This is a genomic window from Methylophaga sp. UBA2689 (assembly GCA_002354555.1).
Classification (GTDB): Bacteria; Pseudomonadota; Gammaproteobacteria; order Nitrosococcales; family Methylophagaceae; genus Methylophaga.
Window position 1 is genome coordinate 1000 of record DELT01000086.1, and the last position, 13031, is coordinate 14030.

The following is a 13031-nucleotide window of genomic DNA, read 5'->3' on the forward strand; positions in this document are numbered from 1 at the left end:
ATGAGGCTACTGCCGAGGCTGACCCGCATCAGCAAGTCGTATTGAATTGCGATGGTGTTGCGATGAGCGCTGGCTGGGCTCCGGCTGCAGCTTTGCTTTATCAGGCTGGTACTCAGATGCGCTATGACCAGGCGGTTCAGCAGTTCGTGCCGAATCAGCTGCCAGAAGGAATATTTGCTGCCGGTAAAGTCAATGGCATCTTTGAACTTGAGCAACGGTTGCTGGATGGAAAACGGGCCGGTGCTGAAGCTGCACGCTATCTTGGTAAAAGTACTGCTGATCCCGTTGCTGTTATGGCACATCGTGGTAACTCGCCCAGTCATCCTTACCCAATTGTGAATCATCCAAAAGGCAAAAACTTTGTCGATTTTGATGAAGATATTCAGGTAAAAGATTTTATCAATGCTGCCAAGGAAGGTTTTGACAACATTGAGTTAATGAAACGCTTTACCACTGTTGGTATGGGACCAAGCCAGGGTAAGCATTCCAATATGAATGCTATTCGTATTCTGGCTCGTATAAGGGATTTACCCGTTGAAAAAATTGGTTCCACTACAGCAAGACCGTTTTTTCATCCAACTCCGATTGGTCATTTAGGCGGACGAGGTTTTCATCCACATCGTCATACAGCCATGCATGAATGGCATGTAAAAGAAGGCGGGGTGATGATGGAAGCCGGTGTGTGGTTGCGACCTGCTTATTACCTGCCAATGGGAATTAATTTAACCAGTCAGCAGGCAGTGCAACAGGAAGCCATGGCGGTACGTAAATCTGCAGGCATGATTGATGGCAGTACGCTGGGCAAAATCGAAGTTTTCGGTAAAGATGCTGCTGCGTTTCTGGAGCGGTTTTATACCGGCAGATTTGCCAGTCAGAAAGTTGGCAACAGCCGTATCGCCATGTTACTTGATGAAGCCGGCGTAATTGTTGATGATGGCGTGGCCGTTCGTCTGGATCAAGACAAGTTTTATGTGTCCACCAATTCTTCCAATGCAGCCACGGTATATCGTGAAATGCAACGTAATCTGCAGCTTTGGGGCATGCAGGTCACTCTGGTCAATCTAACTGGTGTGATGTCTGCCATGACATTGGCTGGTCCTTCATCCCGTTCAATACTCAGTGAACTAACCGATCTGGATCTTTTGGAAGAAGCCTTTCCACAAGGTGCATACCGTGAGGCTTTAGTGGCCGGTGTCAAAGCCAGAGTGATGCGAGTGGCATTTGTTTCGGATCTGGCTTTTGAAATTCATGTTCCATCGAGTGCCGGTCTGCATGTATGGCAGAAAATTATGGAAGCAGGCAAAACCTATGGACTTCGGCCGTTTGGTACTGATGCCCAGCGTCTGCTGCGTTTGGAAATGGGACATCATCTGATTAGTCACGATACTGATGGTTTGACGAATCCGTTTGAAGCACATGCTGAATCACTGGTGGCAATGGATAAATCTTTTTTCATTGGTCAGCGCAGCCTGAAAATCCTGCAGAAGAAACCACTTAAGAAAAAACTGGTGACCTTTGTATTGGATGCGGATTTTGGTGAACTGCCCAAGGAATGCAATCTGGTCATTGAAAAGGGTGAGATCGCCGGTCGGGTGACCAGTATTTCTTACAGTGAATATGTAAATCGGGTCATTGGCTTTGCCTTTGTCCTGCCAGAACAGGCCAAGGCTGGTCATCGCTTTGCGGTTCGCACGGATAGTGGACGGATCGAAATGGCTGAAATAGTTGAGCACTCTTTTCTAAGTATGAATCAGGGCTAAGGAGCCAGCATATGCAAAATGTTGTATTACAAAGTCCAGTTGCGTTTGCCCAGACGCCTCTGAAACCGGAAATGGGGTTTATCAACGGCATGGCGATTGTTAATCGCTATTCCGATCCGGATGTGGAAAGTCGTCATGCTGCAACACTGGCCATTTGCGATGTCAGTTGCCTGACACGTTTCGCTATCAAAGGACCTGCAGCAGCTGATTCTTTAAAAGCAAAAGGGATTGAATTACCCGGTTCAGCAAACAGCTGGAGTCGTCATGATGCAACGCTGGTCATGCGTCTTGGTAATAGTGAATTTCTGCTGGAAGACCCGATTGGCGTACAGCAGTGCAAAGAATTAACGGAACAGTTGCAAAGTGGTGACGGTGTTCATGTTGTTCTGCGTAATGATGCGTCTTTTATTTTAAGTGGTGAGTTGCTTGAAGAGCTACTGGCCCAGGTATGTGCAATTAATCTGAGTGGGCCAATGTTGGCAGACAATCAACTGGCGATGACCTCAATAGCAGGTGTCTCTGTGGTTGTTCTCAGACAGGAAGTGGCAGGTCAACCTCTATTGCGTCTCTGGTGCGATGGCACTTTTGGCGTTTATTTTTGGGAGACCCTGTTGAATATTATTAAAGAGCTAGGCGGCGGACCGGTTGGTATCAACCAGTTTTTCAATAGTAATTAAGCCATCCGGCGCTGAATAAATTAATCCATAGGTCAGGCGATGAAATTCGAGCCGGAAACAAACCTAAGTGAGCCTATCACCGATAACCAGGAGCAAAAGTGATGAAAACTTTAGAACAGGCAGAACAATTTATTAAAGACAACAACGTCAAATATGTTTTAGCACAGTTTGTCGATATTCATGGTGTGGCCAAGGTTAAATCGGTCCCTTCTGCACATCTTAAAGACATCATTAAAACCGGTGCCGGTTTTGCTGGTGGTGCTATCTGCGGCATGGGCATTCAACCAAACGGCCCTGATTACATGGCGATGGGCGATTTGTCGACGTTGTCACTGATCCCTTGGCAACCTGGTTATGCAAGAGTTATCTGTAACGGACATGTAAACGGCGAACCATATAACTTCGATTCTCGTGTTGTCTTGAAAAACCAGATAAAGCGTCTTGAAGAAAAGGGCTGGACCATGTTTACCGGTCTTGAGCCTGAATTTTCGTTACTCAAAAAAGATGAATATGGTCATATTCATCCGTTTGAAGATAGCGATACATTACAAAAGCCTTGCTACGACTATAAAGGCATTACGCGTCAGAGTGTCTTCCTGGAAAAATTAACGGAATCGCTGATTGAAGTCGGTCTGGATGTTTATCAAATTGACCATGAAGACGCTAATGGCCAGTTCGAGATTAACTATACCTATGCTGACTGCCTGAAAAGTGCAGATGATTTCATTATGTTCAAGATGGCGGCCAGCGAGATAGCCAATGAATTAGGCATGATTTGTACTTATATGCCGAAACCATTCAGTAACCGTCCCGGTAATGGTATGCATTTGCATATTTCGATCGGTGATGGTGAAAAATGCCTGTTCCATGATGACAGTGACCCGGCTGGTCATGGTCTGAGCAAGCTGGCTTATCACTTTATGGCCGGTCTGCTGGCACATGCTCCGGCATTGTGTGCTTTGGCTGCACCAACCGTTAACTCATACAAACGTCTGGTGGTAGGTCGTTCTTTATCTGGAGCTACCTGGGCGCCTGCGTATATCACTTATGGCGATAACAATCGCTCAACTATGGTTCGCATTCCTTACGGCCGCATTGAAATGCGACTGCCGGATGGTTCGTGCAACCCTTACCTGACTACTGCTGCAATTATTGCCGCAGGTCTTGATGGTGTTGAAAGAGAGCTCGATCCTGGCGAAGGTCACAACACCAACCTTTATGACCTCAGCCCGATGGAGTTGAGAGAAAAAGGTATCGATATCTTACCTCAGAACTTGCATGAAGCACTGCTGGCACTTGAAAAAGACAGTGTTGTAAAAGGCGCTTTAGGCGAAGGTCTGGCAAACGAGTTTTTGGAACTGAAACACATGGAATGGGTGGAATACATGCGGCACGTCTCTGACTGGGAAATTGATCGTTACGCTGAATTTTATTAAGCAGCCGACTAGTCGGAATTTTTAGGAGAAATCTAATGTGTGGAATTGTTGGTCTTTATTTAAAAAATGATAAGTATCAAAGTCGCTTGGGTGAATTGTTTTCCCCAATGATGATTGCGATGACAGAACGTGGGCCTGATAGTGCCGGCTTTGCCATCTATGGCGATGCCGTCGATAGCGGTATCAAATTTACCCTGCGTCATGAAGATGAAAATTATGACTGGGAAAAGTTGGCAAAAGATATTGAAGAAGCACTGGTTACCAAGGTTGATTGGTTTAAAAACAGCAAGGTAGCCATTTTCAAAGTTAAAACGGATGCTGACTTTGTCGAAAACTATCTGCATGAAAATCATCCTGATGTGTTGATCATGAGTGCCGGTACTTCGATTGAGATCCTTAAGGAAGTTGGTCTGCCAGAACGTATCGTGAATATGTTCAACCTGGACAAAATGCAAGGAACTCACATCATTGGCCATACCCGTATGGCGACTGAATCTGCGGTGACTATGGCAGGCAGCCATCCATTCTCAACCGGCATGGATCTGTGTCTGGTACATAACGGATCTCTGTCGAATCACAACCGTATGCGTCAGGAATTGAAACGCAATGGTATTCATTTTGATACAGAGAACGACACTGAAGTAGCGGCGGGTTTTCTGACCTATCGTTTACAGCAAGGTGATTCTTTGCATCAAGCCCTGGAACACGCTTTAAAAGAGTTAGATGGTTTTTACACCTTTACTATCGGCACCAAAGATGGCTTTGCAGTAGTTCGTGATCCGATCGCCTGCAAACCGGCTGTTATTGCAGAAACCGATGATTATGTGGCAATGGCCTCTGAATATCAGGCATTAACCACCTTGCCAGGAATCGAAAATGCCAAGGTTTGGGAACCTGAACCGTCAACTATCTATGCCTGGGAACGTGGCAGTAACTGACCAGAAGTGCTTAAGGGGAACACAATGAAAACTATTGATTTAGCAAAACAAACAGTGCGTGATTTAAATCAGGCCTTACATGATCAGGCTGCTGCATGTACTGAAACAGAATGGGAAGTGCTTAATCCCAAAGGACAGCACAACCTGGCCGTAGGACTTGATCAGAAACTCAAAGTCGATATCAAGGGACATGCCGGTTATTACTGCGGGGGCATGAACAAAGAAGCCGATATTGTTGTTCACGGTAGTGCCGGTCAAGGCGTAGCAGAGAACATGATGTCTGGCAGCGTCCGCGTTAAAGGTAATGCTTCATCTTCTGCAGGGGCTACATCTATCGGTGGGCTGTTGGTCATAGAGGGCGATGCCGGTTCACGCTGTGGCATTTCAATGAAAGGCTCAGACATCGTCGTAACAGGCAATGTTGGCCATATGAGCTGCTTTATGGGACAGGCCGGTACTCTCGTGGTTTGTGGTGATGCCGGTGATGCGTTGGGTGATTCACTTTATGAAGTTCACATCTACGTCAAAGGTGAAGTGAAATCATTGGGTGCGGATTGTATTGCCAAAGAAATGCGTGATGAACATATCCAGGAGCTGAGTCATTTACTGAAGCGTGCTGGCGTGGATGAGGATCCTCATGCTTTCAAACGTTATGGTTCTGCACGTCAACTATACAACTTCAAAGTCGATAATGCTTCGGCGTATTAATGCTGATTTTACGAGGAATTTATTATGAGTGAAAAAACAAAATACATTACCGAACTCCGTGAGTCAGCAACGTTTGATCGGTCGACTATGGCCGAAATTCGTCGGGCAGCGGATACTGGCATCTACGATATTCGTGGCTGGGGTGCCAAACGCAAATTACCACATTTTGATGATTTGTTATTTCTGGGTGCGAGCATGTCGCGTTATCCCTTGGAAGGCTATCGCGAAAAATGTAATACCCAGGTCACATTGGGAACCCGTTTTGCCAAAAAACCCATCGTTATTGAAACACCCGTAACGATTGCCGGTATGAGTTTCGGTGCCTTATCAGCCAATGCAAAAGAGGCCCTGGGGCGTGGTGCATCTGCAGTTGGCACCTCTACCACAACCGGTGACGGTGGTATGACACCTGAAGAGCGTGGCCAATCCACTAAACTGGTCTATCAATACCTACCATCACGCTATGGTATGAATCCGGATGATTTGCGTAAAGCGGATGCTATCGAAGTGGTCTTGGGACAAGGTGCCAAACCAGGCGGTGGCGGCATGTTACTGGGTCAGAAAATTACTGAGCGGGTCGCCAAAATGCGTACTTTGCCGATGGGCGTTGATCAACGCAGTGCCTGCCGTCACCCAGACTGGACTGGTCCGGATGATTTGGCCATCAAGATTCTTGAATTGCGTGAAATCACCGACTGGCAGGTGCCTATCTATATCAAAGTTGGTGCCACACGGACTTACTATGATGTGAAGCTGGCAGTAAAAGCCGGTGCTGATGTCATCGTTGTTGATGGTATGCAGGGCGGTACGGCGGCAACCCAGGAAGTCTTTATCGAACATGTTGGCATCCCGACTATGGCTGCTATTCCACAGGCCGTACAGGCGCTGCAGGAAATGGGTATGCATCGTAAAGTACAACTGATCGTTTCCGGTGGTATTCGTAACGGTGCTGACGTAGCTAAATGTATGGCATTGGGTGCGGACGCAGTTGCCATTGGTACTGCAGCCTTGATCGCTTTGGGATGTAACGATCCTAAATATGATGAAGAGTTCAAAGCCATTGGCTCCGCTGCCGGTTTTTATGATGATTATCATGAAGGTCGTGATCCGGCTGGTATTTCAACCCAGGATCCGGAGCTTAGCAAACGGCTGGATCCAGTTGAAGGAGGACGCCGTCTGGCCAACTATTTGCGTGTGCTGACACTTGAAGCACAGACACTGGCACGTGCCTGCGGCAAAAATGATATGCGTAATCTTGAACCTGAAGATCTGGTGGCATTAACAGTGGAATCCGCTGCAATGGCCAGAGTTCCTTTGGCTGGTACTAACTGGATTCCAGGTCAACAGCCGTTCTGATAACGCATTAAAAAGAGTAATCGAGACAAGGGCTGATGCTGTTTTGATTAAACCTACTTAAAGAGATCCTTACCCCGTCAATTTAAGTCAGTTTATTCATGATGGCATCAGCCCTTTTTTTTCATTTCAAAGAGGAGGCAAAAGTGTAGTCATTAAATATCTTTAAATAAGAGAGAGAAATAACTATGAATAATAATTTAAAAAAACGTATAGAAAGTATGTACAAAAGGGACTGTGTTATGGCCTGGGCGGATATCGTTTTGCTCTGGCTGGCAATAGGCTTTGTCCTCATTAGTATCTTGAGCATTGTGGAAGATCCCTTCATCCGAGTGGTGTTGATAATTTCCAGTGCATTGTTAGTGATTTTCAATACAGCGTCAGTGGCAGCAATGACCAAACACTACGCTGAAGATAAGAATTTCATTTACGAATTAGACATTAAGCATCTTGATGAAAATCGAGAAGCGAAAAAATTAATGCAAGAGTCTACTAATGAGGAAAGGCTATGACTAACTATATCCCCAAAACTCAGCATAAACGCGGTCAGCTATTTGACAGTTTATTTATTTTATTTTTAGTTTACGTAAGTCTTTATATCCCTTTGTTTCTGGAGTCTGATACCAAATCAGCCGATGAAACAACTTCTGCCCAGGTTATCACTTGGGAATCTCTTGATGTCTCACCCGTAGAGCAGGAACAGTGGCAAAAGCTAGGCTTTGATGAGTTGGCTGCTGCTGAGATCATTAACGACCGATTTGATTACACCATCGACCCGGTAATGTTAATTATCACGGCGTTAGTCATCATCGGTTACTTCTTTTTTGTTCTCCGGATTTCAGACAGGCAATACCGTGAGGTGATTGCGGAAAAATTCGGTGCTGCTAGTCAGGCAAATAACGAACAGGGGGATGCGAGATGATTTATTGGGATTTATTGAGCTATGCCGCCTGGATAATTTCTGCCGGGCTGCTGCTATGGATTGTAGTCGATGCGGTGAGCGTCTCTCGTCAGTTTGATGAGGAGCTACTGGTTAGTTCTCGAGAAGGCTCTGATGAATTATTGGAGCAAATCAAACAGGGGGGAGAAGACAAATGAGCCAATCTACTTCTACTGGTGGAGATCAAAAACGTATTTCAATGCTGAAAGTGCTGAATCCATTTCATGTCTGGGCACTTGGCGTCGGTATCGTACTGGTCGGTGAGTTTATGGGCTGGAACTTTTCAGTTGCCAAAGGCGGTGCATATGGTGCTTTGATTGCATGCTGGGTAATTGGGTTGTTATACAGTTGCGTGGCGATGATTGACTCCGAAGTGACATCAACTGTGGCAGCTGCGGGTGGGCAGTATACTCAGGCCAAACACATTATTGGGCCGCTTATGGCCTTTAATGTAGGTTTGTATCTGGTCATGGCCTATACCATGCTGGAAGCTGCCGATGCACTGATAGTTGGAGATTTGATGGCTGCGGTGGCTTCGGCTACTGGTTATGCCGATCTGAATCCCCAGCCATTTGTGGTGTTGACCATCGCTTTTCTGGCCTGGCTGAATTACCGGGGGGTGTTTATGACCCTGACAGTAAATTTTGTCATTACGCTGTTTGCTTTTCTGGCCATTATTGCTTTGTTTATCGGGAGTGATCCACTGAATCCGGGCAATATTCTCAAGCATAGTGATTTATTAACGGAGCTACCCTATGGCTGGATTGGGGTGGTTGCGGCATTGCAGTTCGGCATGTGGTATTACCTTGGAATTGAAGGAACCTGTCAGGCTGCAGAAGAGGTACGTAGTGCTGGAAGGGCTATTCCATTAGGTACTATTGGTGGAATTCTAACCCTGCTGGTGGCTGCGACTTTGACCTGGTATGTCTCAACTGGTTTGATGCCATGGCAATATCTGGGACAGGCAACTACACCTTTGTATGATGCGGCATCCATTATCGGTAATCCATCGCTGCAGATAGTGTTATTTATCGGCACCATGTTTGCGGCGATAGCTTCTGCTAACGGATGTATCAATGATGCGGCAAGAGCCTGGTTTTCAATGGGGCGTGATCGTTATATGCCAACCTGGTTCGGAGCTATTCATCCGCATTACCGAACCCCATTCCGGGCCATAATATTCCTGATCCCCATAGCCGTTTCATTTGCCTTTACCGGTCTGCTGGATCAGGTCATTACATTCTCTATTCTGTCAGGTTTGTTGGGCTATACCTTTATGTCCTTCAATATGATGCGATTCAGAAAAATGTGGCCATTGGATGTGATTAAGCGCGGCTATATTCATCCGTTTCATCCCATTCCGGCCTTTACTCTGCTGGCCCTCTGTTCGGTGGTTTATTTTGCCACTTTCCTCGGTTACGGCGCTTCATTGCTGTCAATTATGGCGTTCTACATTGTTGCTTCATTGTGGTTTGTAAAACGTCGTTATCAGTTTGTGAAACGCGGTGATCAGTTCACCATGCCTTGGCCACGGCCGAAAGGTTATTAAAGGAGGAGGCGGAAATGAAAAAAATATTATGTGCAACAGATGGTTCTCACAGCGCTGATAAAGCAGTTGAATTTGCCATTGAATTAGCGCTTATGGTCAATGCTGAATTGACATTTATTCATGTGATTAGACCAACAGAAGATGATGTTTCCAAAACCTATTTCTGGGACTCCTCTATGCTTAGAGCAGCGGATGATCAGATTCAAAAGGAGTTGCAGCAAGCTTTTGATAAAGCCTTTAAGCGTGGACTGATAAGGGTGACGTGTTCCACGGTACAGGGACATAACACGGCGGCAGAAATTATCAATTTTGCTGATGAAAATCAGCACGACCATGTGATAACGGGCTCCGTGGGACGTACCGGCATCTCCAAGGTACTGCTCGGTTCCATCGCCGAGCAGGTTATCAGTAAGGCGCATTGCCCGGTAACGGTCGTGCGTTAATCGTTGACCCCGCAGTAAGTGAAAAGCTGACTGCGGGGTCTTTTTTTACGATTTTTTACTGTTTTGCAGAGGATTTCTCAATGTTCAGTCAATTATTTTTTGTACTGGGGTGGGGAGGACATTATGTCTGAGCTGGGTGTTTTTACGCTGGTCATTGTGTTTAGTTTTTCCCTTTGGTGGCTATATAAACAACATCATCGACAGGTGATTCTATCGCGTGCGAATTTGCTTAATGGTTTCGCGAAGGTCATGACTGTGAGTGAAACTCACTTTAATACTGCCGGTTATGCCTCATTAAAAGGTGTTTTTAATCAGACACCGCTGAGTTTACGGGTTGAGGTGGATAACCTGACTGCCCGCAAGATTCCGGTGATGTGGTTGCATATCCAAGTGCCTAACACTCCTGCCATAAATGGCAGTCTCGATATTCTGGTAAGACCAGAGAATACCGAGGTTTACAGTCCGTCATGGCAATGGGATCAACCGATAAAGCCATTGGCTGGCTGGCCGGAACATGCACGTTATATGAGTCGTGATGTAGCGCCAGAACTGCAGGCAATTGATGCTGATGTCAGGACGATATTTGCCGATCAAAAAGTCAAAGAACTTCTTATAACCCCCGATGCTGTTCGACTGACATATCTGATCCGTCAGGCTGACAGAGGGAATTATTTACTTTTACGATCAGTGCAATTTGATGACGAACCGATCGATTCTGATCAGGTAGCAGCATTGACGCGTCAGTTACAGCGCTTACAACAGAATTTAATTGGAGGCAAAACCGCATGAGCGAGACATTGCGAAAACAATTCCGACCTGTTCATCCATATCTTGTACTGCTCGTCGCTATTTTATTGCCCGGGGTAGGTCAGGTACTGAATCATGCACCTATACGAGGTTTGATGATGGTGTTTTTTATGATGGTTCTTGGGGTAATTACTTTCAATCTGGCTGCGCCGGATGTTTCCCTGGTTGGCAAGTTTGCTGGTGGTGTTTTTATTTATGCCATATCCATTATGGATGCGTATATGTGGGCGCGGTTGCACTGGACCCTTGCAAAGCAGAAATAGTTTTGGTGCAGGATAGTTCCTCAATAGTTTGCATTGCATATCAGCTGACAGGTACGCCAAAAGGAGTACTTATTGAGGAGAATTATCAATCTCTCATTATTAGGCTAAGTTCAAATTGGGTTTGAAATAAACCTGAATTCAACATGTTAACTGACAAATCACAATAATAACTATAGAGAAATTACACGCTTAATAAGCTGGAGATAATTCTTATGAGAGAAAATAACATGAAAACGACAAGTGCCTCCGTCACAGGAGGTGGAGAGCATTCCAATGACCTTGAACGTTCCATAGACTGGAAACAGGGACTGGCGATAGCGTCCGGCGTGCCGTTACTGATTTTACCTTCATTGGGTTACTTTCCCCTCTGGGTTGCATCAGCAGCAATCCTTATTTGGGGTTTATCGGTACTGCAGGGCTTTATGCAAAATCTTGCCTATGCTGAATTAGCCACTACGTTTCCTAAAGCCTCGGGCTTACCTGGTTTTGCCCAAAATGTATTCAAAACCCAGAATTACGATGGAAATTATGACAAAGGAAAGCTTATCGGTGGCTTCAGTGCCTGGAGTTACTGGTTTGCATGGAATCCGGTACTGGCTATCTTTGCCATACTAGTCGGCAGTTATCTGCATGGGTTGTTTCCGGTGCTGGGAACGATGTTTACCGAGTATCAGCTTTCTTTGATGTCAGGAGGCGTGATTTTTAGTGTACTGCTTATCATCAACAGCTTTGGTCTTAAAGACAGTGCGATTTTGGGTTACATCCTGGCAGCCATTTCGTTGATACCACTGGTGGTCATGACTGTTACCCCTTTTGCTACCGGGGCAGTGGAAATCAGTAATATCACAAACAGCTGGTTGCCTGCAGATTGGTCCTGGGATATGCACCATATATTGATTTTATTCGGTTTGTTTGCCATTGCCCAATGGAGTGCCTGTGCATGGGAAACCGCAGCAATTTATGGTCCTGAATATAAAAAACCAGGCACGGACGTTCCCAAGGCATTATTTGTCTGTGGGGCAATCTGCTTATTTTCCTTTGTACTGGTCCAGGCGGCTGTTATTGGCGTGTTAGGCGTTGATGGTGTTCTTGCTGAACCATTGTCACCAATGATTCCAGTTGCTGAAGCTGCCTTTGGTAAGGCGGGTGCAATGATTGCCATTATTATGCTGATTGCTGCAATGATTCTGATTATTCAAACAGCCTATCTTGGCTCTGCCAGAGCTATGCACTCAATGGCGACTGAAGGAAATTTACCAAGAGTATTCGGCAAATTGAATTCACGTGGTACACCTGTTGTAGCGATGGTGGTTATCGGTCTGTTTAACCTGATATTGATTTCGATGGGTACACCCGCGGCCATTTTAGCTGCTTCAGCTATCGGTTATACCTGTGCAAATGGCATCAGCCTGTTTGCTTATGTTAAAGCTAAAAATAATCCTAACTTTGCCAATCTGGACAGACCATTCAAAGCGCCAAAAGGCTGGAAGAACATTGCTCTTTTGTTCGGTCTTTTCAATATTCCACTTTGCCTGATCGGTGTGGTGTATCTGAACAGTCTTGAAGTGGGCTGGTTTTCTACCTGGGTTGGTTTTATTGTTCTGGGAATGTACCTGCCTATCTGGCTCTACACCCAATATGAAGCACGCTTGCAGCCTGAAGTCGCTTTAAACGCTGCAGCGGGAGATTAATCAGTAAAGTAGGGGCTCAGTTCTATCGAAAGGGGGATTTTCTAATTACTTTGGAGTAATCCTTCTTTGGAATTGTTAGGCCCAATGCACGACGTAATAATGTAACCGTAGCTGAGTTAAAGCTTAAATTCAGTTTCATTTAGTTTCCTCGATCCGTTCTCTCGTTGAGGCGTTAGGTGGATCAAGCCAGACAACAAAATTAGCAGTTTTTTGTTATCAAAGGCTGATCCACCTTTTTTTTGAGGAATACAGCAGGTGATTAACCAGCACTCTAAAAACAGAAGGACAGATCGATGAACCTACCCCTGCATATTCAACTGGAAGATGTACAGAATACGCCAGATAAACGTTGCCTAATCATCGATAGAGTTGGTATAAAATCTCTGCGTTATCCCATATTTTTTCAGAGTGATGCTGATGAAGCGCCTATTCGTGTGGTGGCTGACTTCAATATGTATGTGAAGTT

15 protein-coding genes are annotated in these 13031 nt (G+C 45.6%); all 15 read left to right on the forward strand.

Going from position 1 to position 13031, the window contains the following annotated elements:
• The coding region (locus B3M51_RS10160; RefSeq protein ID WP_292758892.1) for a glycine cleavage T C-terminal barrel domain-containing protein at positions 1 to 1760 on the forward strand (1760 nt) is incomplete at its 5' end.
• An 11-nt stretch (positions 1761 to 1771) separates the two neighbouring features.
• Positions 1772 to 2437: a sarcosine oxidase subunit gamma gene (locus B3M51_RS10165; RefSeq protein WP_292758895.1), complete on the forward strand. Its 666-nt coding sequence runs from the start codon at positions 1772 to 1774 to the stop codon at positions 2435 to 2437.
• Between the two features lie 101 nt (positions 2438 to 2538).
• A complete protein-coding gene (gene glnT, locus B3M51_RS10170; RefSeq protein ID WP_292758908.1) occupies positions 2539 to 3873 on the forward strand; it encodes a type III glutamate--ammonia ligase in 1335 nt (444 codons plus the stop codon).
• A 35-nt stretch (positions 3874 to 3908) separates the two neighbouring features.
• The gene (locus tag B3M51_RS10175) at positions 3909 to 4811 is read left to right on the forward strand and encodes a class II glutamine amidotransferase (RefSeq protein WP_292758897.1); all 903 of its coding nucleotides are present in this window, start codon (positions 3909 to 3911) and stop codon (positions 4809 to 4811) included.
• A gap of 24 nt (positions 4812 to 4835) precedes the next feature.
• Positions 4836 to 5519: a protein glxC gene (locus tag B3M51_RS10180; protein ID WP_292758899.1), complete on the forward strand. Its 684-nt coding sequence runs from the start codon at positions 4836 to 4838 to the stop codon at positions 5517 to 5519.
• 24 nt (positions 5520 to 5543) lie between these two features.
• Positions 5544 to 6875, forward strand: a complete 1332-nt coding sequence (locus B3M51_RS10185) for an FMN-binding glutamate synthase family protein (protein ID WP_292480817.1) — start codon at positions 5544 to 5546, stop codon at positions 6873 to 6875.
• A 185-nt stretch (positions 6876 to 7060) separates the two neighbouring features.
• Positions 7061 to 7384, forward strand: coding sequence for a hypothetical protein (locus B3M51_RS10190; protein WP_292480815.1), 324 nt, complete (start codon positions 7061 to 7063; stop codon positions 7382 to 7384).
• Positions 7381 to 7794 (forward strand): hypothetical protein, encoded by a 414-nt coding sequence (locus tag B3M51_RS10195; RefSeq protein WP_292758901.1) that lies wholly within the window; start codon positions 7381 to 7383, stop codon positions 7792 to 7794. The genes B3M51_RS10190 and B3M51_RS10195 overlap by 4 nt, the downstream gene beginning before the upstream one ends.
• The gene (locus tag B3M51_RS10200; protein WP_292480812.1) at positions 7791 to 7970 is read left to right on the forward strand and encodes a hypothetical protein; all 180 of its coding nucleotides are present in this window, start codon (positions 7791 to 7793) and stop codon (positions 7968 to 7970) included. Before B3M51_RS10195 ends, B3M51_RS10200 begins: the two co-directional genes overlap by 4 nt.
• Positions 7967 to 9361, forward strand: coding sequence for an APC family permease (locus B3M51_RS10205; RefSeq protein WP_292480810.1), 1395 nt, complete (start codon positions 7967 to 7969; stop codon positions 9359 to 9361). The genes B3M51_RS10200 and B3M51_RS10205 overlap by 4 nt, the downstream gene beginning before the upstream one ends.
• 14 nt (positions 9362 to 9375) lie before the next feature.
• Positions 9376 to 9804 (forward strand): universal stress protein, encoded by a 429-nt coding sequence (locus B3M51_RS10210; protein WP_292480808.1) that lies wholly within the window; start codon positions 9376 to 9378, stop codon positions 9802 to 9804.
• Between the two features lie 123 nt (positions 9805 to 9927).
• Positions 9928 to 10593, forward strand: a complete 666-nt coding sequence (locus B3M51_RS10215) for a hypothetical protein (RefSeq protein ID WP_292758904.1) — start codon at positions 9928 to 9930, stop codon at positions 10591 to 10593.
• Complete coding sequence (locus B3M51_RS10220) at positions 10590 to 10874, forward strand: hypothetical protein (RefSeq protein ID WP_292758906.1); 285 nt, start codon at positions 10590 to 10592, stop codon at positions 10872 to 10874. The genes B3M51_RS10215 and B3M51_RS10220 overlap by 4 nt, the downstream gene beginning before the upstream one ends.
• A gap of 227 nt (positions 10875 to 11101) precedes the next feature.
• Positions 11102 to 12565, forward strand: a complete 1464-nt coding sequence (locus B3M51_RS10225; RefSeq protein WP_292480801.1) for an APC family permease — start codon at positions 11102 to 11104, stop codon at positions 12563 to 12565.
• 293 nt (positions 12566 to 12858) lie between these two features.
• The coding region (locus B3M51_RS10230; RefSeq protein WP_292743404.1) for a GTP cyclohydrolase, FolE2/MptA family at positions 12859 to 13031 on the forward strand (173 nt) is incomplete at its 3' end.

What these genes read in the sequence shown, in the direction of transcription:
- glnT (WP_292758908.1), top strand. Translation starts at nt 2,539, where the DNA reads ATGAAAACTTTAGAACAGGCAGAACAATTTATTAAAGACAACAACGTC.
- B3M51_RS10175 (WP_292758897.1), top strand. Translation starts at nt 3,909, where the DNA reads ATGTGTGGAATTGTTGGTCTTTATTTAAAAAATGATAAGTATCAAAGT.
- B3M51_RS10225 (WP_292480801.1), top strand. Translation starts at nt 11,102, where the DNA reads ATGAAAACGACAAGTGCCTCCGTCACAGGAGGTGGAGAGCATTCCAAT.
- B3M51_RS10220 (WP_292758906.1), top strand. Translation starts at nt 10,590, where the DNA reads ATGAGCGAGACATTGCGAAAACAATTCCGACCTGTTCATCCATATCTT.
- B3M51_RS10165 (WP_292758895.1), top strand. Translation starts at nt 1,772, where the DNA reads ATGCAAAATGTTGTATTACAAAGTCCAGTTGCGTTTGCCCAGACGCCT.
- B3M51_RS10185 (WP_292480817.1), top strand. Translation starts at nt 5,544, where the DNA reads ATGAGTGAAAAAACAAAATACATTACCGAACTCCGTGAGTCAGCAACG.
- B3M51_RS10190 (WP_292480815.1), top strand. Translation starts at nt 7,061, where the DNA reads ATGAATAATAATTTAAAAAAACGTATAGAAAGTATGTACAAAAGGGAC.
- B3M51_RS10210 (WP_292480808.1), top strand. Translation starts at nt 9,376, where the DNA reads ATGAAAAAAATATTATGTGCAACAGATGGTTCTCACAGCGCTGATAAA.
- B3M51_RS10215 (WP_292758904.1), top strand. Translation starts at nt 9,928, where the DNA reads ATGTCTGAGCTGGGTGTTTTTACGCTGGTCATTGTGTTTAGTTTTTCC.
- B3M51_RS10205 (WP_292480810.1), top strand. Translation starts at nt 7,967, where the DNA reads ATGAGCCAATCTACTTCTACTGGTGGAGATCAAAAACGTATTTCAATG.
- B3M51_RS10195 (WP_292758901.1), top strand. Translation starts at nt 7,381, where the DNA reads ATGACTAACTATATCCCCAAAACTCAGCATAAACGCGGTCAGCTATTT.
- B3M51_RS10200 (WP_292480812.1), top strand. Translation starts at nt 7,791, where the DNA reads ATGATTTATTGGGATTTATTGAGCTATGCCGCCTGGATAATTTCTGCC.
- B3M51_RS10180 (WP_292758899.1), top strand. Translation starts at nt 4,836, where the DNA reads ATGAAAACTATTGATTTAGCAAAACAAACAGTGCGTGATTTAAATCAG.